The sequence below is a fragment of the Streptomyces sp. NPDC050315 genome, assembly GCF_040655775.1.
Taxonomy (GTDB): Bacteria; Actinomycetota; Actinomycetes; order Streptomycetales; family Streptomycetaceae; genus Streptomyces.
Map to the genome: position 1 here is coordinate 150,053 of NZ_JBFAKN010000001.1, position 25,042 is coordinate 175,094.

A 25,042-nucleotide genomic window follows, 5' to 3' on the forward strand; every position below is an offset into this window, starting at 1 on the left:
GGGCCTTTCTATGAGGCGGGAACGGTGTGGCGGGCGAGCGCGGCCCGGCCCGCGGCGGCGAGCACGGCGTCGTCCTGCGGGGTGTGGACGCGGGAGCAGAGCACGTCGCGGTAATGGCGCTGGAGCGGGTTGGCGCGGGTCAGGCCGTGGTTGCCGGTGAGGGAGACGGCCTGCTCGACGGAGTCGATGGCGGCGCGGGTGCCCAGCACCTTTGCGCCCGCGGCCTGTTCGGCGGCGTCGGCGTCCCCGGCGTCGACGGCGGTGGCGAGGGCGTGCAGGAGGGTGCGGGCGCCGGTGAGGCGGATCTCGATCTCGCCGACGGCGGTCTGGAAGCGCGGCAGGGTCGCCAGCGGTGCACCCAGTCCCGTGGGGACGCGTTCGTGCAGAAAGCCGGTGAGCCAGTCGCGGGCGGCTTCGGCGACGCCGAGGTAGAGGGAGGTGAGGCCGAGAGCGTTCCAGGCGCCGGTGACGGTGTCGGGGCGGGCGCCGGGGACGTCGCCGGGCACGTCGAGGCCGATCACGTCGTCGCCCGCGACACGTACGGCGTCGAGGACGACGTCATCGCTGCGGCTGGCGCGCAGGCCGACGTGGTCCCAGGTCTCCTCGATGCGGAGGCCCGGGCTGCCGGCGCGGACGATGAAGGTGCCGACGCGTACGGGGTCCTCGTCGGTGCGGGCGAAGACCAGCAGGTGGCTGAGGCCGACCGCGCCGGTGGAGTAGATCTTGCGTCCGGTGAGCAGCCAGTCGTCGCCGTCGCGGCGAGCGGTGGTGGCGGGCAGTCCGCCGCGTACCGGGCTGCCGAGCTCCGGCTCCACGCGCAACGCGTTGACCAGGGCCGGGCCCTCGGCCGACGCGGCGAGGAGTGCAGCGTAGGCGGCGGGCGGCCAGCCGGGGGTGCGGGCCTCGCCCGCGTGGACGAAGAGGGTCATGGCGGTGACCAGCGCGACGGCCGGGTCTCCCGCGCCGAGTGCGTGCAGGATCCGTACGGTGTCGGCGAGGCCCGCGCCCGGTCCGCCGTTGCGGGTGCCGACGGTGGCGGTGAGCAGTCCCGCCTCGTGCACGAGGGCGAAGCCTTCGGTGGGGAAGGTGGCGTCGCGATCGTGCTCGGCGGCGCGTGCGGCCAGTTCCCGGCGCACATCAGGCAGGCGGTCGTAGTCCGGGCGGGCCAACGCGGCAGTGGATTCCGGGGCGGACGCGCGGGCGAGCAGGAGCGGCGGCTGATGCACTGTCACGGGTGGCGGTTCTCCTTCGTACTTCTCGGCCTCCACCAGGGCGTGCTGACCAGTGCAGCCCTGGGTGAGGCGAGAGCTCGGGACGTCGGCGGTGAGGGTGTTGGGATTGCCGTGAACGCACAGCGGCAGGCTGCCCGGAGCATCCGAGTCGTCCGGTACGGGGTCGAACCACGCGCCGGTCGGCAGCCGCAGCACTCCGGGGCGCAGCCCGTCGTGGAGCACGGCGCCGGCGAGCACCGCACCTCGGTCGTTGAAGAGCCGTACGACGTCACCGTCCGCGATGCCACGGGCCGCCGCGTCGTCCGGGTGCAGCTCGACGGCCTCCCGGCCCGCGACCTTCCCGGCGAGGCTGACGGCGCCGACGTCGTACTGGCTGTGCAGGCGGTTGTCGGGCTGGTTGGCGATGAGCAGCAGCGGGTGGCGGGCGGCGGCGGGGCTGCCGTGCCAGTCGTCGGGCGGCAGCCAGGCGGGGTGTCCCGGGCAGTCCGGCAGGCCGAACCCGACGATGGTGGCGGAGCTGATCTCGATACGGCCGCTGGGGGTGGCCAGCGGATGGCGTACGGGGTCGCGGTGGAAGTCCGCGAAGAGGGTGATGTCGCGGGGGCCTTCGGGCAGCCGGTACTCCCCCGACGCCCAGAACTCCTCGAAGGCGGGCACATCGGCGCCGGCGGCCCGCAGGTCCTCGCGCCAGGTGCCGTAGAGATGGGTCAGCCACTCGCGCGGGGTGCGGCCTTCGGTGAAGCGGTCGGCGAAGCCGAGGCGGGCGGCGAGCCCGGTGAGGATCGTGTAGTCGTCGCGGGCCTCACCGACGGGGTCGACGGCCCGGTGCATGGCGATGAGGTGGGTGTCCCGCCGGCCGCCGCCGATGTCCTCCCGTTCCAGGGTGGTGGTCGTGGGCAGCACGATGTCGGCGTGCCGGGCGGTGGGCGCCACGGTGCCGCCGGCCGTCACGATGCCACCCCGGCGTGCTGCGGTACTCGCTCGCGCCAGGTGGCGGCGTGGTGGCAGGCGACGTGGTGGGCGGAGGCCTCGGTGCGGTCGAGTCCGGTTTCGGCAATGAACTCCGTACGACCCTCCAGGACCGGCCCGGCGGTGGGCTCCGTACGGCATTGGGGCGTGGCGAAGCGGCAGCGGGGAGCGAAGACGCAGCCCACGTCGTCCGGCCACGGTTCGCGGTCCTTCGGGGCGCGCAGGTCGGCGGGGAGCAGCCGGTGTTCGCGCCGTACGCTCGGTGCCGAGGCTGTCAGCAGGGCGGTGTACGGGTGTCGGGGGTGCTCCAGTACCTCGCCGACGGGGCCCTGTTCGACGAGGCGGCCGCGGTAGAGGACGGCCACCCGGTCGGCGATGCCGGCCAGCGAGCTGAGGTCGTGGGAGATCACGACCACGGCGAGGCCCAGCTCACGGCGGAGCCGGTCCAGCAGGCCGAGGACGAGGTTGCGGTTGGAGGCGTCGAGGGCGCTGACCGGTTCGTCGGTGAACAGCAGCCGGGGACGGGTGACGACGGCGCGGGCCAGTGACACCCGCTGTCGCTGGCCGCCGGAAATCTGTCCGGGGGTGCGGTCGCCGAGCTGAGCCGGATCCAGTCCGACCAGGGACAGTGCCTCGTCGACGCGGGCGGCGCGCTCCTGGCGGCCGAGCGCCCGTACGGCGGCGAGCGGTTCGGCGACGATACGACGCACCGTCAGGTCGGGGTCCTGGGATCGCAGCGGGTCCTGGAACATGTACTGCAGCTCTCCGGAGCGCCGGAACTCGCGCAGTTCGCGGGGGCGCAGCCGGGTCAGGTCGCGCCCCGCGAAGGCGATGCGGCCGGTGTCGGCGCGTACGAGTCCCACGGTGGCCCGGGCCAGGGTGGTCTTGCCGGAGCCGGTCTCGCCGATGATGCCGACGATCTCTCCGGCCTGCACGGTGAGGTCGGCACCGGCGAGCACACGCGTGGCGCCGGAGCGGGCGCGGCCGAAGGAGACGGTCAGGTCCGTGATGTCCAGCAGCGGCTCGCCCTCGGCAGGAGTGCCAGGGGCGTCGCCCGCCGCGCCGTCCGACGGCGTGGTCATGCGGTAGCTCCTTCCGTGACGGTTGTGCGGGCCGCAGCGCCGGAACGAGGCGGCAGGTCCTCCAGGTCCCGGGCGGGGCGCAGGCAGCGGGCCGTGCGTCCGTCGCCCACGGTGCGCAGGGCCACGGGTGCGGCGGTGCATTCCTCGGTCGCGTATGCGCAGCGGTCGGCGAAGCGGCAGCCGGGCAGGGCGGCGCCGGTCTCGGGCGGCCGGCCGGGGATGATGTCCAGCTCGCGGCGGCCCCACTCCCCGATCGACGCGACGCGCAACAGCGCCTCCGTGTACGGATGGGCGGGTGCGGCCAGCACCTCGGCGGTGGGGCCGTCCTCGACGATCTCCCCGGCGTACATGACGATGACGCGGTCGCAGCTCTCGGCGACGACGGCGAGGTCGTGGGTGACCAGCAGCAGGGCCAGGCCATGGGAGTCCCGCAGGTCCTGGAGGAGTTCGAGGATCTCGGCCTGGATGACGACGTCGAGTGCGGTGGTCGCCTCGTCGGCGATGAGCAGCTCCGGGCCGCAGGAGACCGCGATGGCGATCAGGACGCGTTGCAGCATGCCGCCGGAGAGCTCGTGCGGGTAGCGGTGGTACAGCTCGGCCGGGCGGTGCAGGCCGACGGCGGCGAAGAGTGCGACGGCCCGGTCGTGCGCCTCGGTGCGGGAGAGGCCGCGGCCGACCCGCAGTTGTTCGGCGAGCTGGCGGCCGACGGTGAGCGAGGGGTTGAGGTAGGAGGCGGGGTCCTGGAAGACGGCGCCGATGCGGCGGCCGCGTACGGCGTTCCAGTGGGAGCGGTCCAGGGCGGTCAGGTCGGCGGGCTCGCCGCCATCGGGGTCCGCGAGGGTGATCCGCCCGCCGGACACCGCGATGCCGGGCGGCAGTACGCCGAGCACGGACCGGCAGGTCAGGCTCTTGCCGCTGCCGGACTCCCCCACCAGTCCGACGGCTTCGCCCCGGCCGAGGGCGAACGTCACGTCGCGTACCGCGGGCACCTCGCCGCCGATGGTGACGTCGAGGCCCGAGACGGTCAGTACGGGCTCGGGCGTGGCGAACGGGTACTGCTGTCCGCCGGGCGCGTGGACGGGGTCGTCACAGGGGTGCGCGCCGGCCGCCGTCCTGGCGGTGGGGATGGTGCTGCCGGGGTGCTCAGCCGGTCGTGACACGGTGCTCGGCCTCCTCGGTACGGGCGGTGGATGCGGTGGCTTTGTCGTGGAGCGTGGTCGTACCGGTTCCGCTGTCCCGGATCGCGTCCGCCAGCAGGTTGAGCGCGCCGACGGTGAGCATGATGGCGAGGCCCGGGATGAGCGGGGCCCAGGGCTGCTGGGCGAGGTATCCGAGGTCGGAGGCGAGCATGCCGCCCCAGGTGGGCGCGGGCGGCTGGACGCCGAGGCCGAGGAAGGTCAGCGAGGAGACGACCAGCAGGGCCTGGCCGACCGCCTGGGCCGTGGTGACGGCGACGGTCGGCAGGATCTTGCCCCAGACGTGGGTGCGCAGGATCCACCACCGTGAGGCACCCATCAGTTCGGCGGCCTCGACGTACTGCGCCTGCTTCAGGCCGAGCGCGGCGGCGCGGGTGATGCGGAAGTACAGCGGCGCGTAGAGCACGCCGAGGGCGAGCATCGCCTGGTGCATGCCGTTGCCCAGTGCGGCGACGACGGCGATGGCGAAGACCGTGAACGGCATGATCATGAGCGTGTCGGCGACCCGCTGCAGGCTCCATTCCACGGTCCTGCCGAGCCAGACGGAGGCGAGGCCGGGGAGGACGCCGAGCAGCATCGCCGCGGCGACGGCCTCCAGGGCGCCGGCCACCGACAACCCGGTACCCGCCACCAGTCGGCTGAGGACGTCGCGGCCCAGGTAGTCGGTGCCGAGCAGGTGTGCGGCGCTCGGCCCGCTCAGCATGTCGGTGGGGTTCTGGGCCAGCGGGTCGTGCGGGGCGAGGGCACCGCCGGCGACGGCGAGCACCACGATCACGGTCAGGACGGCGAGCGCGATACGGGCCGAGCGGGGCCGGGCGGCGCGGCGCAGGGCTCTCATGAGGAGCTCCCTTCGGAGGTGGCCGGTCGGCGGCCCGAGGTGCGTCGGCGCGCTGCGGGGTCGAGGGCGGTCAGTGCCGCGTTGACGGCGATGTTGGCGGCCAGCACCACGACGACGGTGACCAGCAGGGTGCCCTGTACGACAGGTACGTCGTGCTGTTCGGCGGACTGGAGGGAGAGCTGCGCGATGCCGGGCAGGTTGAAGATCTTCTCGGTGACGACGGCGCCGCCGATGATGAGGGGCACGCTCATGCCGAGGACGGTCAATGCGGGCCCGGCGGCGTTGCGCAGGACATGTCCGAACAGCACCCGGCGGGCGGAGAAGCCGCGCATCTCGGCGCCGGTCACGTAGTTCTCGCGCAGCGCGCCGACGAGGGAGGTGCGCAGCTGGCGGGCGAGGGAGGCGGCGGCGTCCAGGCTGAGGGCGAACGCGGGAAGGATCGCGTACTGGATCCACGGGCCCACGCCCGCGTCCAGGGGCTGGTAGCCGCCGGTGGGCAGCAGCTTCAGCTGCACCGCGAAGATGACGATCAGCACGATGCCGATGAGGAACGGCGGCAGGGTGGCGAGGGTGGAGCAGACCAGGGTGACGGCCCGGTCGATGCGTCCGCCACGGTTGAGCGCGGCGGCGATGCCTGCGCCGCCGCCGATGAGGACGGCGAGCAGCAGCGCGAGCCCGGCGATGGAGAGGTCCACGGGGATGGCCTCGGCGACGCTGTCGGCGACGGGTATCCCGGTGAACCAGGACGTGCCCAGATCCCCGGTGAGGGCATTGCCGAGCCAGCTGAAGTACTGCTGGTACAGCGGCTGGTCGAGGCCGAACTGCCGCTCCATGCGGGCGATGTCGGCGGGGGTTGCCAGGTCACCGAGGACGGCGGCGGCCGGGTTGGCGTCGGACATCGCGCCCAGGGCGAAGGTGAGGAGGGAGGCGAGCAGGAAGACGGTGACGGTGACGGCGAGCACGCGGCCGAGCGGCCGAGGCGCAGCGGCAAGCCGCCGTGCGAAGGGACGCAGCCGAGGAGCGGGGGCGTCCGGGCCCGGGTTCCGGTCGGTGAGCGGGGGTGCGGTGGTCATGAGACGGTGACCCCCTCGAAGCGCTGGACCACGGCGTAGGCCGGAATCTCGGAGACCTTGGCGTTGCGGGCGAGGATCCGCGGGACGGTGTAGAGGAAGACGTTGGGCATGGTGCGTACGGCGATGCCGGCGGCCTTCTGCAGCACCTCTGGGTATTCGGGCGCGTCCAGCGGCGTGCGGCGCACCACGTCGAGGGCCTTCTCCAGCTCGGGCGAGGTGGTGCGGCCCGGGTTCATCAGGCCCTCCTTGCCGAAGAGCACCTGGAACGCCTGGGTGGCGGCGTCCCGCCCGGCGAACTGGTCGAAGTAGAGGGCCTTGCTGCGCTGGACGTAGACGATCTGGGTGGCCTGCGCGGCCGGGATGGTCTCGATCTTCGCGGTGATGCCGACCTTCTTCAGCTGCGCCTGGAGCAACTCCGGTGCGCCCTCGGCCTGTTGAGTGGTGAGTGTGATCTCCAGGCCGTCCTTGTGGCCCGCCTTGGCCAGCAGCTGCTTCGCCTTCTCCGGATCGTAGGGGAAGAGCTTTTCGAGGTCCTCGTCGTACCCCGCGTAGCCCTTGGGGAAGAACTGCCGGGTCACTTCGCCGTGCCCGAAGGCGGCGGTCTTGAGCAGTTCCTCGCGGTCGACGGCGTACTTCAGGGCGAGGGCCACGTCGGGGTCGGTCAGCGGCTCCTTGCCGATGTGCACGTCCAGGACCCGGACCACCATGGAGGGGATCACCTGGACCTGGAGGCCGGCGGCGCGGGCCGCCTCGACCTGGCTGCCCGGAATCTGCGCGACGTTGTACTGACCCGAGGTGAGGGACGCGACGACGGTGGATTCCTCGGGCAGCGGGTACAGCTCGAAGTTCTCGACCTTGATGCTGTCGGCGTCCCAGTAGCGCGGGTTGCGGCGGAGCAGCGCACGAGAGTTCTGCACGTAGGAAGTGAGGGCGTACGGGCCCGATCCTGCCGGTCGGGTCGCGAGGGATCCGGCGTCCTTCTCGAAGACCTTCGGGTTCACGACCATGCCGGTCTTGCCCGCCAGCAGGGTGGGGAACTGATAGTCGGGCTCGGCCAGTTGCACTTCGACGGTGCGGGCGTCCCGCGCGATGACCTTCCGCACCCCCACGAGCTGGGAGGCGATGAGCGACTTGGGTTCGTCGCGGCCGCGCTCGATGCTCTTCTTCACCGCGCCGGCGTCCAGCGGCGTCCCGTCGCTGAACGTCAGCCCCTTGCGCAGGGTGAAGGTGACTGCGGTGCCGTCATCGTTGTACTTCCACGACTCGGCCAGCGCCGGTACGGCGTTGCCCTTCGGGTCGAGCTTGGTCAGCCCCGAGTAGACAAGGGAGAGCGAGTGCACGTCCCAGCCGGCGGAGGAGGTGACCGGGTCCCAGGACGTCGGCAGGTCCCAGCCCCACTTCAGTGTGCCGGCCTCCCCCGCGGCCGCCGTGGTCGCCCGGCCGCCGCAGGCGCTGAGGGCGAGGGCGGCACCCGCGCCGAGCGAGAGCCCGAGGAAGGAGCGGCGGCCCAGCGCGGCCGTACTGCCGGGCGGTCCCGGGGGCTCGGGGGTGGGCAGGGACGGGGGATGCGGCATGGCGATGCCACCTTTCTCGGCCGCGGCGAACGCATGAGGTACGCCGACGTGCCGTAGGGCGACCGGGAAGCGGCCCAAGGCAGAGGGGTTTCGTCGGTGCGGAGCGACGGCTCACGCACACGGGGAAAGCGCGTCAGGCGAAGAGGTTCGGAGCACCGCGTCGGTGAGGTGCCCGGCGGGTCGTACGGCCCTTATGCGCAGGCGGGAAGAGCGGGGAGGGCACCCGGCTCATGGGGAATCGGACACGGCCGTGCGCACCGCTGATGCGGCGGCGGCCGCCGGGCGTCGCGGAAGGAACGCCTGAGGTCAGCGACAGAGAGCGCTGGAGGTACGCAGGTAGTCGACGTAACGACAGACCACGCCGGGGTGCATCGGGTGCATGCCTCGTATCCTCACCGGACCGTCAATGCGCTGTCAATGGACACCTCTAGGTGTCTCATTGCCCGAGATCCGCGTCTTCGGGTGCGTCCGGGCCTCGTCCGGGTGCAGCCAGAGGGGGCCGTTGGCGGTGTCGATCCGGACGGCGTCGGCAGGCGGTGCCGACGTACCGGTCAGGGCTTCGAGCTCGGGACCGGTCAGGCTGCGCCAGCGCGCGAGGGCGGCCTCGGGCGGCAGGCGTACGGGGTCGGGCAACGGAGCACCGGCGGCGGTGCGAGCCGCGTCGAGGCAGTCCGTGAACGAGCGGCGCCCCGGCACGACGACGCGGCCGCCCGGCCCCTCGAACAGCAGGGTCGGCAGCGCGTAACGATGCCCTTCGGCCAGCTCCTTGGCGCGCCCCGGATGCGGCCCGGGGGCGACCAGGTCCCACACCTCGGGCAGTGGCCGGCGGGTCTCGGAGTGGTCCGCGCACACTGCGCCACGAACGTGTTCCGAGGCCAGGTCCCGCAGCAGCCGCTCGCTGTCGAGTCCGGGCACGCCGTGCACCGCGTCGCGTACACCCTCGGGCGTATCGGCCGGGGTGCCGAGGACGAACGTCGTCTCGCGCAGCCGCCGCAGGACCCGCTGCGCGATCTCCTCCCCTTGCGCCCGCGCCGCCGTCACGGCTTGTGAGGCGGGCCAGCTCGTCCCCGTCAGCCAGTGCAGCCGGGGCGCGTACGGTGCTCCGGTGTGCGCGGCGACGTCCTTGATGAAGCCTTCGTACCAACGGGCCTCGGCGTCCGGATCGGGCGCCGGGTCGTCGTCCTCGTCGAAGAGGATGCCGAAGACCTGGCGCCACTCGGCACGGCCGCCCAGCGTCTGCCGCAGCAACCGGAAGTCGGGCTCGGCGCCCCAGGCCCATGGGCAGGCCGCGTCGGTGAACTCCGTGACCCGCAGCGGTGCTTCCCCCTGCTCGGGCCGTGCGTACCGCCCGCTCATGCCGGAACGGCTGCCGACGCGTCGTGTGCCGTGCCGCCCCGCGCGGCGAGCTGCGCGATCGTCGTACGCTGCAGCAGCGCACCGGCCACGGCCTCGACGTCGCACCACAGCTCCGAGACGCCTTGGGCGGCGCCCGGGTGGTGCAGCGCGTCGGGGCGTTCGCCGCGTACGGTGAACAGCTCCCCGTCGACGGCCGTCATGACCTCGGCGACGCTGATCGACGCGGCGTCCCGGGCGATCCAGTAACCGCCCTCGCAGCCGCGCTGGCTGCGCACCAGGCCGGCCGTGCGGAGGTCCCGGAACACCGACTTCAGGAACCGGAACGGGATGTCCTGCGACGAGGCGATGCTCTCGCACGTCAGCGGCCGCGCACTGTCCGCGGCGAGTTCGACGAGCGACCGCACCGCGTAGTCGGCCTTGGCCGAGATCTGCATGTGCACCGTCTTCCACGTACTGGTGTCGTTGGTCGTTCTCCGCATGCCACCCGGCCCGCAACCAGCCCGGGCCGCAATGGACACATCTTGACATCCTTTCGTCCCGCTCTCTACGGTCGGCGCCAGCAGACCGGCCCGCTCCGCCGGCTGGTGCCCTCCGACCAGCAGGAACACCATGCCTTCACAGTCCGCTCCCGATGCCTTCCACCCCGACCTGCCGGACCACGACCACGGCGGCGACCCACTTCCGCTGCGCGCCCGGCTGCACCACATCCGGGCCGACGCACTGGACGGTGACACCGCGCAGACGGGCGGGATGCGGCGGTTCGCCGCGATCAGCGGCAACACCGTCGGGTCCGAACGGATCTGGATGGGCCAGACCCACGTCGCCCCCGCCACCGCCTCCTCCAACCACCACCACGGCGCATCCGAGACGGCGATCCATGTGGTCAAGGGGCACCCGGAGTTCGTCTTCCTCGACGACTCCACCGGCACCCCGGAGGAGGTCCGCATCCGCACCTCCCCCGGTGACTACATCTTCGTACCGCCGTATGTGCCGCACCGCGAGGAGAATCCCAGTCCGGACGACGAGGCGGTCGTCGTGATCGCCCGCTCCACCCAGGAGGCGATCGTCGTGAACCTCCCCGAGTTGTACGTACTGGGCAGTGAGGATGCCCCGGGGGCGGGCTCTACGGCCTGACCGGAGCGCCGTTCCACGGCGTCGGCCGGAGGTCCAGGCCCGGCGACGCCGCGAGCAGCTCCTTCGTGTACGGGTGGCGCGGGGCGGTGAATACCTCCGGCACCGTGCCCTCCTCGACGAAGCGGCCCTCCCGCATGACCACCACCCGGTCGCTGACGTGACGGACGACCGCGAGGTCGTGCGAGATGAAGAGGAGCGCCAGGCCCAGGCGGGAGCGCAGGCCGTCCAGGAGGTCGAGGATCTGTGCCTGGACGGACACGTCCAGAGCGGAGACCGGCTCGTCGCAGACCAGCACGGATGGTTCGGGAGCGAGAGCGCGGGCGATGGCCACGCGCTGTCGCTGTCCGCCGGAGAGCTGGTGCGGCCGGCGCGTGAGGTGGCCGGGCGAGAGGCCGACCAGGGTGAGCAGTTCGCGGATGCGGCCAGCCGGCTGCCGGCGGCTCCCCCGCGGCAGCGCCTCGGCGATGATCCGTTCGACGGTCCAGCGCGGGTCGAAGGAACCGTAGGGGTCCTGTGGGATCAGCTGGACACGATGGCGGCGGGCCCGGCGGCGGCGTTCGGGGAGCGCGGACCACGGCGCGCCGTCGAGCAGCACATCGCCGCCGTCCGGGCGGAGCAGTCCGAGCACGAGGCGGGCCACGGTGGTCTTACCGGACCCTGACCCGCCGACCAGGCCCAGTGCTTCGCCGGCCCGCAGCTCCAGGTCCACGCCGTCCACCGCCGCCCGGTCGCCATGACGCTTACGCAGCCCATGGGCGGTGAGGACCGTACGGGAGCCGGTGGCAGCGGTCGCGGCGCGCGGGGCGGGCGCGGCGTCCAGGAGGGACCGCGTGTAGGGGTGCTGGGGATGGCGGACGAGGTCCGCTGTCGGTCCTTCTTCGACGATCTCGCCGGCGCGGAGCACGGCCGTGCGGTCGGCGATGCGGGCGACGACGGCCAGGTCGTGGCTGATGAGGACGAGGCCCTTGCCCGCTTGTTTGGCGGCCCGGAACAGGTCGAGGATCTGTGCCTGCACGGTGACGTCCAGCGCCGTGGTCGGCTCGTCGGCGATGAGCAGACCGGGGTCGGCGGCGAGCGCGGAGGCGATCAGGGCGCGCTGCCGGAGCCCGCCGGAGAGCTGGTGCGGATACTGGGCGGCGCGCGCGTGCGGCTCCGGCACGCCGACCGCGTCGAGGAGTTCCACGACGCGCTCGGCGACGCGCTCGCGGGCCACCGTGCCGTGCAGCCGCATCGGTTCGGCGATCTCGGCGCGCAGGGTGCGCAGCGGATCGAGGGAGACCAGCGCGTCCTGGACGATCAGTGCGGCGTGCCGGCCGCGTACGGCCCGCCAGTCCCGGTCGGTGAAGGCGGTCGCGTCGCGTCCGGCGACCTCCAGGCGGCGGGCGTCGACCCGCGCTCCGGGCCCGGCCAGGCCCAGCAGGGCGCGGGCGAGGGTGCTCTTGCCGGAGCCGGACTCGCCGACGAGGGCCAGGCATTCGCCGGGGGCGACGTGGAGGTCGGCCGCCCGTACGGCGGTGACGTCGCCGAACTGTACGGTCAGCCCTTCGGCGTGGATCAGCGGCTCACGCGGTGCGTTCACAAGGTGCCCCTTCCGTCCGCACGGGACTGGAGGCGGCGGCCGAGCACGGTGAGGGTCAGCACGACGGCGGTCACCGCGAGGCCGGGGAAGACCCCCACCCACCAGGCCGTGGCCAAATGTTCGCGGCCGTCGGAGAGCATGGCGCCCCACTCGGGGGCGGGCGGCGCTGGGCCGAGGCCGAGGAAGCTGAGGGCGGCACCGGAGACCACGGCGGTGCCGGTGCCGATGGTGGCGAGGACCAGCAGCGGCCCGACAACGTTGGGAAGTACGTGCCGCAGCACCACGGCGGTGCGTCGCCGGCCCAGGACCACGGCGGCCTCCACATAGCCGGAGCGCAGCACAACCAATGCCTGGGCGCGGACCAGGCGGGCGTAGTTCGGTACGGCCGCGACGCCGATCGCGGCCACCACGTTCGCGGTGCCGGCCCCCACGACGCTGACGACGAGCAGCGCGAGCAGCAGCTCGGGAAAGGCGAGCAGGATGTCGACGGCGCGCATCAGCATCTGGTCGGCGCGGCGCCCGCCGACCGCGGCGAGCAGCCCGAGCAGGGTGCCGCCGAGCACGCCGCAGGCGGTGGCACCGACGCCGATGGTGAGCGAGAGGCGGGCGCCGTGCACCACCCGTGAGAGGACGTCCCGGCCCAGCTCGTCGGTGCCGAACGGGTGGGTGGCGCCGGGTCCCTGGAAGGCCGCGAGGGCGTGGGTGTCGGTCGGGGAGTACGGGGCGAGCAGGGAGGGGGCGAGTACGGCCAGCAGGGCCAGGGCGGCGAGCGCCACCCCGACGACACCGGTCAGGATCCGCCACGGGGGCCGCCCGCCCGTCCTCCTGCCGCGGCCGACCGCCTCCAGGACGCCGGTCATGCGGGGGCCTCCGTCCGCAGCCGGGGGTCGATCGCCAGGTACACCAGGTCGACCAGCAGGTTGACGACGACGAATGCCGCGGCGGAGAGCACCACGAGCGCGCTGACCACGGGAATGTCCTTGGAGGTGACGGCGGTTACCAGGACCCGGCCGAGCCCTGGCCGGGCGAAGACGGTTTCGGTGAGCACGGCGCCGCCGAGCAGGCTGCCGACGATCCAGCCCGCGAGCGTCGCCACGGGGAGCGCCGCGTGCCGGGCGGTGTGCCGGGTGAGGACGCGGCGTTCGGAGGCGCCGCGGGCGCGTGCGGTGAGGACGAACGGCCGGGCGAGCGCGAGGTCCAGCTCCTGGCGGATCACCTGGGCCAGTACGCCGGCGATCGGCAGGGCGAGGGTGAGCGCCGGGAGAACGAGCGTGGCGGGCCCGTCCGCGCCTGCGGCGGGGAGCAGGCCCCACCGGTAGGACAGGAAGGTGAGCGCGAGGATGCCGAGCCAGAACGAGGGCACCGAAGTGGCGAGCAGTTCGAGCCCTGAGGCGACCGTGCGGGCCGCGCGCCCCCGCCCTGCCGTCGCGTAGGCCGCGGCGAAGGCGAGCAGCAGGGCGGCGGCGCAGGCGGCCAGCGCGAGTTCGGCGGTGGGGGCGAGCTGTCCGGCGAGCACGCCGGTGACCGGCTGCCCGAGCTGGTAGGAGCGGCCCAGGTCGCCGGTGGCGAGGGCGGCGAGCGTGTGCCCGTACTGGACCGGAAGCGGCTGGTCCAGGCCGTAGTCCTGGCGGATCCGAGCGCGCAGTCCGGGCGGGGCGGTGGTGCTCGGGCCGAGCACCGTGTCGACGATGTCGCCGGGGACGAGGTGCAGGGCGAGGAAGGCGAGGGTGGCGGCGCCCCACAGGACCAGCACCCCGGCGGCCAGCCGGCGCAGGACGAAGCGGAGCACGGTGCCCGCCCCGCCCGACGGGCGTGCGGAGCTCCGGCCGGACCGGCCGGCCGCTCTTCGGACGAGGGTGGTCACTGCCCGTCGACCACCCATGCGTCGTGGAACACCGGCCACGCGGACGGGTCGAACGCCACTCCCCTGGCCCGGTCGCGCACCGCGAGCTGCCGGGTGCCGACGAACGCCGGGAGTGCATAGCCCTGTTCGACGACCCGGCGCTGCACCTTCGCGTAGAGCCGGTCCCGCGCTTCGCGGTCGGACGACGCCGTCGCGGCGTCCAGCCAGCGGTCGATGTCCGCGTCGTGCAGGCGCGCGCCGTTGGCGCCGCCGTCGGCCAGTTGGCTCTTGGAGTGGAAGACGGTGCGCAGCAAGTCGGGGTCGCTGCCGCCCCAGGAGAAGGCGATGATGTCGTAGTCACCCTTGTTGCGGCGGGGCGTGTAGCTGCCGGCGTCCATCGGGACGAGCTTCAGCTCGATGCCGGCCTTCTTCAGCTCCCCCTGCACGGCGGTGTCAAAGGTGCGCCGCTCGGCCTTGGTGTACTGCGGCACGTACAGCAGCGTGACCGAGAAGCGCTCGCCGTCCTTGGTGCGGTAACCGGCCGCGTCCCGTCCGGTCCAGCCGAGGCCGTCCAGCAGGGCTGCCGCGCGCCGCGGGTCGTGCTTCCAGGTGCCTTCCAAGGCGTCGTCGTAGCCGGGGGTGGACGGGCTCAGCGGGCTCCAGGCGCGCGCGTACTGGCCGGCGAAGACGGCCTTGGTGAGGGCCGCGGTGTCCACCGCGTACTGGACGGCGAGCCGGGCGTCGCGCTGGTCGAAGGGGGCGCGGGTGGTGTTGAGGTAGTACTGGTAGACGACGCCGGGCGCGTCGTGGCTCTGGATGGCGAGCGAGCTGTCGGCCTTCAGAGTGCGGACGCTGCCCGGCGGTACGGCGTCGGCGATGTCCGCCTGGCCTGCGGTGACCGCACCGATGCGGGTGGCGTTCTCCGGCAGGAAGCTCACCACCAACCGGTCCAGGTGCGGGCGCCCGTTGGTCCTGGCGGTGTACGGCGGCCACTTGTAGGCGCGGTTGCGCTCGAAGACGAGCCGTTGGCCCTTGACGCGCGAGGTGAAGACGAACTGTCCGGTGCCGACGCTGTACCGGCCCCCGGCGGAGAGTGATTCGGGGTGCTCGCGCAGTGCCTTGGGCGAGTGGAAGCCCAGGTAGGTGGTGCTGGCGGCGTGCAGGAACGGCGCGTAGGCCGTGCGGAGGTGCACCCGCGCGGTGTGCGCGTCGACGATCTCGGTGCGCTCGTACGGGCCGATCAGCTGGGCCGCGTACTGGGACTTGGTCTCAGGGGCCACGATGTGGTCGAAGTTGGCCTTGACCGCGTGCGCGTCGAAGCGCGTGCCGTCGGTGAAGGTGACGTCGTCACGGAGCGAGAAGGTGTAGGACCTGCCGTCGTCGGAGACCGTCCAGGAGGTGGCGAGCCAGGGTGCGAAGCCACCGGACGCGGTCTGCGCGACGAGGGAGTCGAAGACGTTGCGCATCACGACGCCGACGATGTCGGCGGGGCTGACGTGCGGGTCGAAGACGTCCGGTTCGACATCGGTGGCGAAGGTGAGGGTGCCGCCGTCACGCGGCGCGCCGCCCGCGGCCGGCGCGGTGGCGCCGGTGGAGCAGGCGGTGAGCCCGGCGGTGGCCAGCGAGGCGGCGGACAGCGCCAGGAAGGATCTGCGGGTGGGCACGGGTGCTCCGTTCAGGGGTGCTCAGTGGGTGGGGACGGCGCGCCAGGCGCGCACGGTGATGCCGTAGACCTCGCCCCGCTCGGTCATCCGGCGTGCGGCGGCGGTGCCCACCGCGCGGAAGAAGTCCTCCTGCCGGGCCTCGGGGACCAGGCGGCTGAAGTAGGTGCCGAAGGTGGCGGCGTGGAAGTGCTGGTACTCCTCGGCACTACGGGTGCGTACGGCGACCCGGCGCTCTTGGTACGTGTCCACCGTCAGCCGCCGCTCCAGCAGGGTGCGGACGGCGTCGGCCGGGCGGGCGCGTACGCCCATCGGGACGATGCCGGTGAGGGTGTCGGCGCCGATGCCGAGGAGGGCGAGTGCGTCGCGGGCGACGACGTCCTCGCCGCCGAGCCCGGTTTCGTCGGTGTCAGGGTGGTGTGTGGTGAGCAGGAACGCGCCGTCCTCGTCGAGGTGGTCGGCGATCCAGTCGAAGGTGTGCCCCTCGTCGGGGTGCAGCCAGTGCAGGACGGACGTCATGGTGACGAGGTCGAACTTCTCGTCCAATGCGGTGAGTTGGCGAAGGTCGCCGTAGCGGATGTCGGCGCGCTCGCCGAGCCGCTGCGTGGCCTCGCGGACCCGTGCCGGCGCGCCGTCCACCCCCAGCACCCGGGTGGCCGCGGGCCAGCGGTCCAGGACCGCGTCGAGCAGTGCGCCGGTGCCGCAGCCGAGGTCGGCGATACGGCGCGGCGGGCGGGGCACGAGGTTCAGGATCCAGTCGTGGTCCTGGGCCTGGCGGATGGCGCTGACGTCGTCGTAGCCCGCCAGGTCCCGCGCACGGTCGAGGGTGTGCTGAGACATCGGGCTCCTCACAGGGGGCGGGATATGAGCGCCTGGATGCGCTCGCGGACGTCCGTCTGGTCGTGCCGGTGGTAGAGGTTGATGCGGTTGCGGGCGAGGTCGCCGCGGTGCACGTACTCGTACAGGTGCTGGCGCTGCCCGAAGCTGTCCGAGGTGAGGTCCCACGCCAGCCGGAACAACCGGGACTTGGCCTCGACGCCGATGTCCTTGCCGTGCATGTAGCGGTCGAGGAAGGGCCGCAGGCCGGGGTTGTTCAGGTCGTTCTCGGTCGGCTGCATCAGGGTCCCGGACTGGCCGATGCCCCGGACGATCTCCAGTGCGCGGCCGGCGACCGAGGCCGCCCAGACGGCTGCGGCGGGGGTCGGGCCCGGTGCGAGCAGTCCGCCGTCGGTGCGGCGCGCGGTGGCCTCGCCGGCCGCCAGGAAGTGGTCCAGGATCTCGACGTAGCCGGCCAGCTCGCCCAGGTCCTCCTGGATGTTGCGGAAGCCGCTGACGCCGATGGACTCGGCGACGAGGCTGCCGACGCCGAGGAGGGTGCGCAGCCGCTCCTGGTAGCGGACCTGCCCGATGTACTGGCTCCAGGCGTTGATCCGGGCCAGGCCCTCCCGGGCCAGCGCACCGTCGCGCAGCAGGAACACCCGTTCCCACGGCACGTGCACGTCGTCGAAGAACAGCATCGCGTCCTGTTCGTCGAAACGGGAGGCGAAGGGGTGGGCATGGCCGTGGCCGCCGGTGCCGAAGGGCTCCCGGCACAGGACGTGCAGACCCGGCGTGTTGAGGGGCAGCGCGCCCCAGAAGACGAACTCCTCGGCGCCACGCTGCGCGAAGGACGCCGAAAGATAGACCAGCACCTCGTGGGCGAACGGCGCGAGCGTGGTGAGCTGTTTTGCGCCCCGGACGACGACCCCGTCCACATCCTCGCGCAGGATGCGCAGCGCGTGGTCGGGGTGGTCCACCGGGCTCGCGCTGCGGTCGATCTGCGGGTCGCCGAGCGCGTGGGTCAACAGCAGGTCCCGCTCGGCGACGAAGCGGTACCAGTTCTCGGCGTTGGTGCCGAAGCCGGCGCTGTTGCTTTCCAGGCGGTTGCGGAAGTCGTAGAGGCCGACGGCGATGGAGGCCATGAAGGCGGGCGAACGGCCGTGCTGGCCCCAGGACTCGCGCATCCACACCTCGGCGGCGCGCCGGGCGGCACGCAGGTCGTCGGGGGTGCGCGGCGGGTGGTAGCCACGGCCGATGCGCAGGCCGGTCGTGGGGTCGGGGACGGTGAGGGTGTCACGGTGTGCAGGGTCGTGCTGGAGGTCAAGCAGCCGGGCCAGCTCCTTCACGGGCCCGGCGAAGGCGGGATGTTCGGCGACGTTCTTGATCTGCTCGCCGTCGAGCCAGACGCTGCGCCCGTCGTCCAGAGAGGCGGTGTACCGCGCGCCGTCCAGGGCGCCGCGGGCCTCGACCGCGGATACGTAGCTGCTCATGGTGCGGTGGTCTCCTGTGGTGTCAGGGCACCGGCCAGTGCGTGGTAGCCGCCTTCGTGGTGGACGAGCGGTCTCCCGCCGTGCACCTGGGCGGCGATGGCCCGGCCGATGAGGATGGCGTGATCGCCGCCGGGGGCGACGGTGGTCAGCCGGCAGTCGAACCAGCTCAGGCAGTCGTCCAGGACCGGCCCGCCGCTGCGCGCGGTGATCAGCTCGGCGGGCGCCGGTCCCAGCCGCCGGTGCTCGGGCGCGGCGTAGAAGTCGGACACCCGGTGCTGGTCGTGGCGGAGGACGTTGACGGTGAGGACGCCGGAGACCCGGGCCGCCCACACCAGCGGGCTGTCCTTGCCGATGGCGGCGCTGACCAGTAGCGGGTCCAGCGAGAGCGAGGTGAAGGCGGACACGGTCTTGGCCAGTGTCCGGCCGCGGTAGCGGGTGGCGACGACGGTCACGCCGCTGGGGAAGGTCCCGGCGGCCGCCCGGAACGCCGCGGTGTCCAGCGCCTCGCCGCGGTGCCGTACGCGGGTCATACGAGCCTCACCCGGTAGTCCGTCAGCCACGCGTCCAGCGCGAGGAGGTAGTCCAGGCCGCCGGTGGGGTGCGGTGCGGCGCGCGGTCCCGGTACGACGGTGCCGGCGTTGAGGTGACGCTTGACGGCGTTGCGGTCCACCAGCTGGAAGACGGGGGCGTCCCGGTGGGTCAGCGCGTCGACGCGGTCGCGCAGCGCCTGCCGGTAGGCGGTCGAGGAGCTGGCCGGGTAGCCGCTCTTGGGCCGGTTCAGCACCCGTTCCGGGAGCAGGTCGGCCACTGCGCGGCGCAGCAGTGCCTTGGGCGTGCCGTTGGCGTTCTTGATCCGCCACGGTACGTTCCACACGTACTCCACCAACCGGTGGTCGGCGAACGGCACCCGCACCTCCAGGCTCGCCGCCATGCTCATCCGGTCCTTGCGATCCAGCAGCGCGGGCAGCCAGCGGGTCAGCGCGAGGTAGGAGATCTCTCGGGCGCGGCGCTCGGTGCCGGACTCGCCGGGCAGCCGCGGCACCTCGGCGAGCGCGTCCCGCAGCCGTTCGCAGGCGTACTCGCGGGGCCGTACCCGCGCGGCGACGTCGGGGCGCAGCAGGTCGGCGGGTGAAGGCTTGCCCTGGAGCCAGGGGAAGGCGTCCAGCGGCCTGCCGGGGGCGTGGTGGAAGTAGGGGTAGCCGCCGAACACCTCGTCGGCGACCTCCCCGGACAGCGCCACCGTCGAATGCGCCCGCACGCCGCGGAAGAGCAGGTGCAGGGAGACGTCCGGCTCGCCCCAGCCGGGCCGGTCCCGCGCTGCGAGGCCGATGTCCCGGTGCTCCAGCAGGCCGGTGCCGGGTACGACGACGGAGGTGTGCGCGGTGCCCAGCTCCGCCACCAGTTCGCGGATGTAGGGGGCGTCCTCGGCGCGGTTCCAGTCGCCGAGCCGCTCGGGCCCTTCGCTCGCGGGGAAGTCCACGGAGAACGTGGTGGTCTTCTCCGCGTCCGCACCGGACCGTTCGGCGGCGGCCAGCGCGGTCAGCGTGCTGGAGTCAAGGCCGCCGGAGAGCAGCAGCCCGAGCGGTACGTCGCTGACCAGCTGGCGGCGCACGGTGTCCGTCAGCAGCTCCCGCACCCGCTCCGCGGTGCGCTCGGCCGTGTCGGGGTGGGTGTCGGAGTGCAGTTCCCAGTAGCGGCGCACGCGTACGCCCGTGCGTGAGAACCGCACCGTGTGGCCGGGCCGGACCTCGCGCAGCCCGCGGTAAACGGCATGGCCCGGGGTGGGCGCTGCCGGCACCGCGAACAGTTCGGCGATGCCCTCAGCGTCGAGTTCCGGTGTGAACAGCTCGTTGGCGAGAACCGCCTTGGGCTCGGACCCGAACAGCAGCCGACCCGGGGTGTGCGCGTAGAACAGCGGCTTGATGCCCAGCCGGTCGCGCACCAGGAGCAGGTGCTGCTTCCGGGCGTCCCAGACGGCGTACGCGAACATGCCGTTGAGGCGCTCGACGGAGGACTCGCCCCACTCCAGGTAGGCGCGCAGGACGACCTCGGTGTCGGACCGGGTGGTGAACCGGTGGCCGCGCCCCGTGAGTTCTTCCCGCAGCTCGCGGAAGTTGTAGACCTCGCCGCTGTAGGTGATGACCGCGAGCAGCCGTCCCTGGTCGTCGTGGACCCGCATCGGCTGTGCGCCGCCGTCGATGTCGATGATCGCGAGCCTCCGGTGTCCCAGCGCGGCGTGCTCCGAGAGCCAGATGTCCCCGGCGTCCGGGCCGCGGCGGACCATCGTGTCGGTCATGGTCCGCACGGTGGCGGCCTCCTGGCGCAGGTCCCGGCCGAAATCGGCCCATCCCGCTATGCCGCACATGCGCCGTCTCCCGTCGTGACGGGCTGCGCGGACCCCCGGCCCGTGGTGGCGCCGTCCGGAGTGAGTGCGGCCTCCCAGCGGCAGCCGTGCCCGTCGGGCCCTTCCGTGAGCTCGTGCCGCGGGACGTAGCCCTTCGCGGCGATGTTGGCGGCGGTGGCGTGCGTGCAGTACTCGCACGGCGACTTCAGCGTCAGGGTCACGCCTCGGCTGCGGGCCCGCTCGCGGTAGTCCCAGATCGCGCAGTGGCCGATCTCGACGGCGGCGCGGTCCGCGTCGGTCCGCACCACGCGGTACCGCGAGGCGTACAGCTCCGCCTGGCGGGCGATGCGCAGCACCGGGCCCAGCGCGCCCTGTCCGCGGTCCGGCTCGACGTACCGGTGCACCTGGGCGTTGGCCGCTGCCCACGCCTGGAGCGAGGCGTGGCCGTAGCGCGACACCAGGAAGCGTTCCATCAAGGCCTGGGCGCGGAAGAAGACCCGCTGCCAGCGTTCCGGGTCCTCCTCGCCCGGCCCGGGCAGCCCGGAAAACAGCTCGCCGCGGACGGTGATCCAGTCGGCGAGGTCGCGCCCGCCGTGCTGTTCGGTGAGGTATCGGGTGAGGCCGGCCTCGGCCTCGAAAAGGCGCTGTTTCCACAGCGCGCATCTTTCGGCATGGCTCATCGCCACGGAATTCTCCGGCATGGACCGCTCTTTCATTTCTCCTGGACGGACGGCGAACTACGAGGTACGCGCGGTACAGAGGCCGTCGAAGAGAATCCAGTGCCAGGCACCACAAATGGTGGTGAGTTCGTAAGGAAGCTCCCCCGGAAACATGGCAACGACAGTAGAAATCCAGCCGGGGGGCGTCAATATCAACGTAATAGGGGAGCCATTCGGCATCCTATGAGTGCGGACAACAGCATTCCGCAGTCCATTCCTGCCGCGTGCGGGAGCGGGTTAGGCTGCGGCAATGCGCTTCGTCGGATTCGAACCGTTCACCGTGAACGTGGCCGGCGTGACCGTCCACGGACAGCGGGGCGGCAACGGCCCGCCCCTGCTGCTCCTGCACGGCTTTCCCCAGACGCACGTCATGTGGCACGCCGTCGCGCCGCTGCTGGCCGAGGAGTTCACGGTCGTCGCGACGGATCTGCGGGGTTACGGCGACAGCGGCAAGCCGCCCAGTGCGCCGGACCACCTGCCGTATTCCAAGCGCGCCATGGCGCTGGACCAGTTGCGCGTCATGGAGCGGCTCGGATACGAGCGGTTCGCGCTGGCCGGGCACGACAGGGGCGCGCGCACCGCCTACCGGCTCGCGCTGGACCATCCCGGGCGGGTCACCCGCCTCGCGGTGCTGGACGTGGTGCCCACTGCGGACGCGCTCAATGCAGTCGACGCCGAGCTGGCGCGGAAGCTGTGGCGCTGGTTCTTCCTCGCCCAGCCGGCGCCGCTGCCGGAGAAGCTGATCGCCGCCGATCCGGAAGCCTTCTACTTCGGCGCGCAGGCCGGCCTGTTCGCTCCGGAGGCGCTGGCCGCTTACCGCCGGGCGGTCGCGGACCCGGCCACCGTGCACGCCATGTGCGAGGACTACCGCGCGATGGTCGGCCGGGACGTGGAGCACGACGAGGCCGACCGCGCGCACGGCCGGCGGATCACCGCGCCGCTGCTGGCCCTGTGGGGCAAACGCTCGCACACCGACCGCCACCACGACGTGCTCGCGGTGTGGCGGCGGTGGGCGGACGACGTACAGGGACGGGCCCTGGACTGCGGGCACTTCCTGCCGGAAGAGGCGCCCCAGCGGACCGCCGAGGAACTCCTGGAATTCTTCCGGTGAGCGCTGCGGGCGGCGCTCACCCCACCCGACGCATCGGCGGCCGGGGCGAGATGGTCACCACCTCGCAGCCGGGCGCCGGTCTTTCACCGCGCGCCCGGCCCTGTACCAGCCGGGCCACCAACTGCCGGTCCGCCTCGCTCACCGGAGCCTGTACCAGCACCAGCGCCTCGGGGTCGTCGACCGGGTGGAACGCCGAGAGGGCGAGGTGCAGCGCGTCGCCGCCGGGCAGCACCGCGGTCACCTCACGGGACGTCAGATCGTCCACACCCTGGCACTCCCACCACTCCGCGAGCTCGGGGAAGTCCGCCCGCAGCACCTCGTACACCTCCTGCGTACGGCGGTCCGTGCCGCGCCGGGCGGTCTGTGCGCGGAAGTGCGCCAGCACCGCGCGGGCCACCGGCTCCCAGTCCTTCAGCCCGTCCCGGATCGCCGGGTCGCCGGCCATGCACCACATCAGGTTCCGGCGGGCGGGGGGCAGCTGCGCCGGGTCGGACCAGACGGCGGTGTACGCGGCGTTCCAGGCCGTGATGTCGAAGCGGCAGTCCAGCAGCACCGCAGGGCTGGTCTCCCAGGAATCCAGCAGCGGCCGGGTGCGCCGGACGACCGCGTCGTGCTCCGTCTCACGCGGGGCCGGCGGCAGGTGACCCGCGAGGGCGAGCAGGTGGCGATAGGAGGCGGCATCCAGGCCGAGGGTTCTGGCCACCGCCTCCAGAACCTTTTTGGAGGAGACGACGCGGCCCTGCTCCAGCCAGGTGTACCAGGCCACGCCGACGCCGGAGAGCGCCGCGAGCTCCTCGCGGCGCAGTCCGGGCGTGCGGCGCCGACCGGTCCGCGGCAGGCCGACGTCCTCGGGGCGCCGGCGTTCGCGGTGAGCGCGCAGAAAGGCGCCCAGTTCCTTGGGGTGGGCACTGGCGGCGGCGTGTTCTTCTTCGGAGTGTGCGCTATTCATGTGTGCGGCCTTCCGGATGGTGTCGATGCCCCGGGAAAAGCCCCGGGCCCTGGCGAACGGGCGGTGAACGGCTCAGCGTCGGCGGACCCGACATCGACACGGTGTGCGGAAAAAGAACGGCGCGACGACGTCCATCTTTCCAACTCCCCCGAAAAGACCGTAGGCGGACGGCAGTTGAGGGAAGCGTAACGGGCGGCGGCCGCACGGTGGCCGAAATCCCGTCAGGTGAGATGCGTTCGCAGGAATGTCACAATCGCCGCCACCGCCTCCCGGGCCGTGGCCCTGGCGGGCACCGCGATGTGCCAGCAGTGCGCCTCCCCCGCCCAGGTGCGGTGCCACGCCCGGCCGCCGGCAGCGGCCACCCGGGCGGCGAACCGCGCGGCATCGTCGGCCAGCACCTCGTCCGCGCTCGCCTGCACCAGCACCGGCGGCAGCCAGGCCAGGGCCGCGTCGTCGGCGAAGAGCGGGGAGGCCAGCGGGGTTCGCGGGTCGGTGCCCGCGAGGTACCGCGCGGCGGAGTCCGCCAGCGCGGACCGGTCGAGTACCGGGTCCGAGGCCCGGCACCGCTCGTACGCGTCGGCTGTCACGGTCAGGTCGTACCAGGGCGAGAGGCCGACGAGGGCGGCAGGCCGCGGCAGGCCGAGGCCGCGGGCGGCGAGCAGCGCGCCGGCGGCCAGCCCGCCGCCGGCCGACTCCCCCACCACGGCGAGCCGGGCCGGAGCCGCACCCCGCTCCAGCAGCTCCGCGTAGGCGGCCACGGCATCCTCGACGGCCGCGGGGAAGGGCCGCTCGCCGGAGAGCCGGTACGCGGGCAGTACCACTTCGGCGTCGAGACCGGCCGCGACGTAGGAGGCGGGGCCGAGCGCCACCTGTGGTGAGCCGGCCCGGTAGCCGCCGCCGTGCAGGTACAGCACGGTGCCGCGCCGCCCGCCGGCGGTCGGCCGTACCCGAACGGCGGGCCGGCCGCCGAGCTCCGTCTCCTCGGTCACCGTGCCCGGGGCGAGCGGGGCCCGCCCGGCGGCGGCCAGCACCCACGCCTGCACGGGGTCGGTGACTGTCTCCTGGGGCATTCCGGTCACCTCCGGTGCGCTCAGGTCGCCGGGCGCAGCTGCGCCAGCAGCTCCGGCAGCCGGTCGGGACGGGCCGCCAGTTCGGCGGTCGGGGCGACGTACAGCAGGACGGTGGTGACGCCCGGGTGCACGAACTGCTGGATTTTCTCCCGGAGTTCCCCCGGGTCGCCGTGCAGCCACAGTTCGTCGATCACTTCGTCGGGCAGGGCCAGTGCGGCGCCGTACCGGTCCCCCGCTTCGTAGCGCTCGTAGGACGCCTTGAGCGCGTCGCCGCGGCCCAGCCACTCGTGGAAGGCGTGGTAGGGCTTCTGGTTGAGGATCCAGCCGAGGAAGCCGCGGCCGGCCTGGCGCGCGGCCTCGGCGTCGGGCGTCGGGCACAGGAAGATCTTGACGACCGTCTCGCGGTCCGGGTACGGGCCGCCCGCGGCGCCGATCACGGTGGGCACGTCCCGCGCGCCGAGCAGGTTGAGGATCGCGCCGTCGCCCTCTTCGTACGCCAGCCGCAGCATCTTGGGCCGCAGCGCGCCGACGATCACCTTCGGCGGCCGTCCGGCGAGCTCTTCCCGCAGAGCGCGTACGGTCCGCCGTACGGTCTCCAGCGGCTTGGTGTGCGGCAGTCCGTTGAGCGCGGTCACATGTGCGGGCACCGACGAGCCGATGCCCAGCAGCACGCCACCCTGCGCGAGTTGGGACAGGGTCAGCGCGGTGGACGCGAGGACGCCGGTACCGCGGGTCTGCGCGGGGACCACCCCGGTGCCCACCCGCAGCTTCGGCTGCCACGCCGCGGCGGCGGCCAGCGGTGTGAAGGCGTCGATGCCGCCGCCCTCGCCGGTCCAGACGTCGGTGTAGCCGAGGTCCGGCAGGGCCTGCACGGTACGGCGGTGGTCACGCAGCTCCACCGCGGGCAGCGGGAGGTTGACCCCCCAGCGCAGGGACGGGCTCGGAGTGGTCATCGGCGGTGCTCCTCGGGGTCGGTGCGGTGGTACGGCCGCGCAGCCGGCGC

General features: G+C 73.0%; 22 protein-coding genes. 2 read left to right on the plus strand and 20 right to left on the minus strand.

The features are described from left to right. Nucleotides 1-8 precede the first annotated feature (8 nt). The 8 genes from AB0I82_RS00690 to AB0I82_RS00725 form a co-directional block, all read right to left on the minus strand. Entirely contained in the window at nt 9-2,183 is a 2,175-nt protein-coding gene (locus AB0I82_RS00690; RefSeq protein WP_363254829.1) for a molybdopterin dinucleotide binding domain-containing protein, read from the minus strand. After that, nucleotides 2,180-3,283 carry an ABC transporter ATP-binding protein gene (locus AB0I82_RS00695; RefSeq protein ID WP_363254830.1) on the minus strand — a complete coding sequence of 368 codons (1,104 nt, stop codon included), beginning with the start codon at nt 3,281-3,283 and terminating at the stop codon, nt 2,180-2,182. Before AB0I82_RS00695 ends, AB0I82_RS00690 begins: the two co-directional genes overlap by 4 nt. After that, nucleotides 3,280-4,443, minus strand: coding sequence for an ABC transporter ATP-binding protein (locus AB0I82_RS00700; RefSeq protein ID WP_363254831.1), 1,164 nt, complete (start codon nt 4,441-4,443; stop codon nt 3,280-3,282). Before AB0I82_RS00700 ends, AB0I82_RS00695 begins: the two co-directional genes overlap by 4 nt. Then, the gene (locus AB0I82_RS00705) at nt 4,427-5,317 is read right to left on the minus strand and encodes an ABC transporter permease (protein WP_363254832.1); all 891 of its coding nucleotides are present in this window, start codon (nt 5,315-5,317) and stop codon (nt 4,427-4,429) included. The genes AB0I82_RS00700 and AB0I82_RS00705 overlap by 17 nt, the downstream gene beginning before the upstream one ends. Next, nucleotides 5,314-6,390, minus strand: a complete 1,077-nt coding sequence (locus AB0I82_RS00710) for an ABC transporter permease (RefSeq protein ID WP_363254833.1) — start codon at nt 6,388-6,390, stop codon at nt 5,314-5,316. Before AB0I82_RS00710 ends, AB0I82_RS00705 begins: the two co-directional genes overlap by 4 nt. Continuing rightward, nucleotides 6,387-7,964 (minus strand): ABC transporter substrate-binding protein, encoded by a 1,578-nt coding sequence (locus tag AB0I82_RS00715; protein WP_363254834.1) that lies wholly within the window; start codon nt 7,962-7,964, stop codon nt 6,387-6,389. The genes AB0I82_RS00710 and AB0I82_RS00715 overlap by 4 nt, the downstream gene beginning before the upstream one ends. Before the next feature lie 414 nt (nt 7,965-8,378). After that, entirely contained in the window at nt 8,379-9,320 is a 942-nt protein-coding gene (locus tag AB0I82_RS00720) for a hypothetical protein (RefSeq protein ID WP_363254835.1), read from the minus strand. Beyond that, entirely contained in the window at nt 9,317-9,754 is a 438-nt protein-coding gene (locus tag AB0I82_RS00725) for an Rrf2 family transcriptional regulator (protein WP_363256024.1), read from the minus strand. Before AB0I82_RS00725 ends, AB0I82_RS00720 begins: the two co-directional genes overlap by 4 nt. Nucleotides 9,755-9,929: 175 nt before the next feature. Here AB0I82_RS00725 and AB0I82_RS00730 point away from each other — a divergent pair, with 175 nt between their 5' ends. After that, nucleotides 9,930-10,454, plus strand: coding sequence for a cupin domain-containing protein (locus AB0I82_RS00730; protein ID WP_363254836.1), 525 nt, complete (start codon nt 9,930-9,932; stop codon nt 10,452-10,454). Here AB0I82_RS00730 and AB0I82_RS00735 read toward each other — a convergent pair. The 9 genes from AB0I82_RS00735 to AB0I82_RS00775 all read right to left on the minus strand — a co-directional run bounded on the left by AB0I82_RS00735 (nt 10,444) and on the right by AB0I82_RS00775 (nt 20,891). Further along, the gene (locus tag AB0I82_RS00735; protein WP_363254837.1) at nt 10,444-12,033 is read right to left on the minus strand and encodes an ABC transporter ATP-binding protein; all 1,590 of its coding nucleotides are present in this window, start codon (nt 12,031-12,033) and stop codon (nt 10,444-10,446) included. The genes AB0I82_RS00730 and AB0I82_RS00735 overlap by 11 nt on opposite strands. Further along, nucleotides 12,030-12,893: an ABC transporter permease gene (locus AB0I82_RS00740; RefSeq protein WP_363254838.1), complete on the minus strand. Its 864-nt coding sequence runs from the start codon at nt 12,891-12,893 to the stop codon at nt 12,030-12,032. The genes AB0I82_RS00735 and AB0I82_RS00740 overlap by 4 nt, the downstream gene beginning before the upstream one ends. After that, nucleotides 12,890-13,822, minus strand: a complete 933-nt coding sequence (locus AB0I82_RS00745; protein ID WP_363254839.1) for an ABC transporter permease — start codon at nt 13,820-13,822, stop codon at nt 12,890-12,892. The genes AB0I82_RS00740 and AB0I82_RS00745 overlap by 4 nt, the downstream gene beginning before the upstream one ends. 71 nt (nt 13,823-13,893) lie before the next feature. Further along, complete coding sequence (locus AB0I82_RS00750; protein WP_363254840.1) at nt 13,894-15,540, minus strand: ABC transporter substrate-binding protein; 1,647 nt, start codon at nt 15,538-15,540, stop codon at nt 13,894-13,896. Between the two features lie 21 nt (nt 15,541-15,561). Next, nucleotides 15,562-16,377 carry a methyltransferase domain-containing protein gene (locus tag AB0I82_RS00755; RefSeq protein ID WP_363254841.1) on the minus strand — a complete coding sequence of 272 codons (816 nt, stop codon included), beginning with the start codon at nt 16,375-16,377 and terminating at the stop codon, nt 15,562-15,564. Between the two features lie 8 nt (nt 16,378-16,385). After that, nucleotides 16,386-17,846 carry a 4-hydroxyphenylacetate 3-hydroxylase N-terminal domain-containing protein gene (locus tag AB0I82_RS00760; RefSeq protein ID WP_363254842.1) on the minus strand — a complete coding sequence of 487 codons (1,461 nt, stop codon included), beginning with the start codon at nt 17,844-17,846 and terminating at the stop codon, nt 16,386-16,388. Beyond that, nucleotides 17,843-18,376: a flavin reductase family protein gene (locus AB0I82_RS00765; RefSeq protein WP_363254843.1), complete on the minus strand. Its 534-nt coding sequence runs from the start codon at nt 18,374-18,376 to the stop codon at nt 17,843-17,845. The genes AB0I82_RS00760 and AB0I82_RS00765 overlap by 4 nt, the downstream gene beginning before the upstream one ends. Then, a complete protein-coding gene (gene asnB, locus AB0I82_RS00770) occupies nt 18,373-20,211 on the minus strand; it encodes an asparagine synthase (glutamine-hydrolyzing) (protein WP_363254844.1) in 1,839 nt (612 codons plus the stop codon). The genes AB0I82_RS00765 and asnB overlap by 4 nt, the downstream gene beginning before the upstream one ends. Beyond that, a complete protein-coding gene (locus AB0I82_RS00775) occupies nt 20,199-20,891 on the minus strand; it encodes a hypothetical protein (protein ID WP_363254845.1) in 693 nt (230 codons plus the stop codon). The genes asnB and AB0I82_RS00775 overlap by 13 nt, the downstream gene beginning before the upstream one ends. A 268-nt stretch (nt 20,892-21,159) precedes the next feature. Here AB0I82_RS00775 and AB0I82_RS00780 point away from each other — a divergent pair, with 268 nt between their 5' ends. Continuing rightward, entirely contained in the window at nt 21,160-22,020 is an 861-nt protein-coding gene (locus AB0I82_RS00780) for an alpha/beta hydrolase (RefSeq protein WP_363254846.1), read from the plus strand. A 16-nt stretch (nt 22,021-22,036) separates the two neighbouring features. Here AB0I82_RS00780 and AB0I82_RS00785 read toward each other — a convergent pair whose 3' ends face one another. The 3 genes from AB0I82_RS00785 to AB0I82_RS00795 all read right to left on the minus strand — a co-directional run bounded on the left by AB0I82_RS00785 (nt 22,037) and on the right by AB0I82_RS00795 (nt 24,992). Next, the gene (locus AB0I82_RS00785; RefSeq protein ID WP_363254847.1) at nt 22,037-22,969 is read right to left on the minus strand and encodes a helix-turn-helix transcriptional regulator; all 933 of its coding nucleotides are present in this window, start codon (nt 22,967-22,969) and stop codon (nt 22,037-22,039) included. A 221-nt stretch (nt 22,970-23,190) separates the two neighbouring features. Further along, nucleotides 23,191-24,039: an alpha/beta hydrolase fold domain-containing protein gene (locus tag AB0I82_RS00790; RefSeq protein WP_363254848.1), complete on the minus strand. Its 849-nt coding sequence runs from the start codon at nt 24,037-24,039 to the stop codon at nt 23,191-23,193. Between the two features lie 20 nt (nt 24,040-24,059). Further along, on the minus strand, nt 24,060-24,992 hold the full coding sequence (locus tag AB0I82_RS00795; RefSeq protein WP_363254849.1) for an LLM class flavin-dependent oxidoreductase: 933 nt from the start codon (nt 24,990-24,992) through the stop codon (nt 24,060-24,062). Nucleotides 24,993-25,042: the final 50 nt, after the last annotated feature.